The sequence below is a fragment of the Candidatus Jordarchaeum sp. genome (genome assembly GCF_052745115.1).
Genome location: NZ_JBRAKS010000541.1, coordinates 1 through 1,731, shown reverse-complemented (window position 1 = coordinate 1,731; position 1,731 = coordinate 1). Strand labels below are relative to the sequence as shown.

General features: G+C 38.6%; 2 protein-coding genes. One reads left to right on the top strand and one right to left on the bottom strand.

What is annotated here, in order from left to right:
• Positions 1 to 107 precede the first annotated feature (107 nt).
• Positions 108 to 626 carry a hypothetical protein gene (locus ACUVXA_RS20635; protein WP_445873176.1) on the bottom strand — a complete coding sequence of 173 codons (519 nt, stop codon included), beginning with the start codon at positions 624 to 626 and terminating at the stop codon, positions 108 to 110.
• 203 nt (positions 627 to 829) lie between these two features.
• On the opposite strand from ACUVXA_RS20635, the gene ACUVXA_RS20630 reads away from it, so the two are divergent.
• Positions 830 to 1,621 carry an acyltransferase gene (locus ACUVXA_RS20630; protein ID WP_445873175.1) on the top strand — a complete coding sequence of 264 codons (792 nt, stop codon included), beginning with the start codon at positions 830 to 832 and terminating at the stop codon, positions 1,619 to 1,621.
• Positions 1,622 to 1,731 lie beyond the last annotated feature (110 nt).

Genomic DNA, 1,731 nt, shown 5'->3' with positions numbered 1-1,731 from the left:
ACACCCCTCCACCACTCATCAAGCCTAGAAGAGGTTTTTCATACCGTCACAGCAGAGTGCAACACAATCATCTATAGCCGTGATCACATAATTAAATGATTAACACTTTAAAATCTGAATCTAATCTCCTCATGTCCCCCAATCTTGTCGCCCTTTTTAGCCCATAGAAGCAGAATGTTATTCATAATCTCATAGTCCATGGGAGTAGTTACGGATAAAATTTCGCAGTCCTCAGGAAATGTCCATATGGCGTCACAATCATATTCTAATACTTCTTCCTCGGTGACTGTTTTGTAAATATTTTCCCCCTCCTTAAATTTACCTTTGAAGCTGATTATCCAGAGGATGAAGGGCGTATTTTCAGAGCCTCGAAACTGGAGATCCGTAAAAATCACTTTGGGATAAACTCTCTCCCCATTTACCTGATTAATTTCTTCTTCCAGATATCCTTGCATGTTCAACCATAGCTTCTCAATTTCTTTCTCATACTCCTCAGGGGTGGACTCTAGATTCAAATAGTATTTGTCAGGATCATAGTAATCATAAGTTAGTAATTGATGAAACTCTCCATCCCGCGAAACGCTAAAGAAGGTATGGGCAAATATGGGAATAATATTCTCACTCAAATAGGCTCCATCCTTTAATCTATAAGTAAAAGTGGAGAATGAAATCCGTTTAATTTTTTTAAAAAGCTTGACTATATTCCAGTTTAATAAATCTATTGGAAAAATTAAAATTCTATGCGCAAATGGACAATGATTTATAGTACGTAAACAATTTATACCTTAAAAGCTAAATTTAGCAAAAATAGTTTTGGAGATGTGTTTTAATGCCTAAGAAGAAGGAAAAAGAATTAGAAGAATTGAAAATTCGCAGACCGCCACACGTTGGCTTAGTATTAGGTGCTGCTACCCTAATTAGCACTATAGCTGCAGCTTTAGTGTCTCTGGGTATATGTTATGGTTTGTTCCTGATTTTTGACATGTTTCTTGTCGAAGTGCCAATCTATGTTTGGATAGCGATTACTCCTTTTCTGTACTTTGCCACCAAGTGGGCTTTTAAACTGACATTGCTCGGTTATGCCCATTTAAATATCAAGCCTTTAGAAGAGGGTTATCACGACTTCGACATGCGTGATGAGACAGTTAGGAAATGGGTTGTAAACGCTGCTCTAACGGCTTTCACCGGAGTAACTGTGGGTACCTTCCCTTGGGGGCAACCGGGTCTCGGGACCAGAGTTTTTAGAGCGATGGGTGCAAAGATGGGTAAAAACTCTATTGCCGTGATAATGGGTGAACCGTACATGGTTGAGATGGGAGACAACTCCACTTGCGGTGTTAGTTCTGTTTTAGCAACTCATGTGATTGAAGGAAACAAATTCTACATGGCGAAGATAAGAATCGGAAACAACGTGGTGGTGGGAGCCCAATCAATGATATTTCCCGGAGTCACTATAGGCGATAATTCAGTTATTGCAGCAATGTCGCTAGTTCCAAAAGATACTACGGTTCCGCCGAGAACAGTCTGGGCAGGAGTACCTGCACGCCAGGTGGGTGTGGTTGATAAAAACGGAAAAATAGTGAAAATGGAGTCCAATGAATTGAAAAGACTGGGCAGATAACCCCATTTTTAATTATTTTCTGTTATTTTATTATTTTATTAAAAAATTTAAAATATTTTAAGAAAAAGGCACAATGTAATGAATATGTATTTTTGTGGTTTGTTATTGGG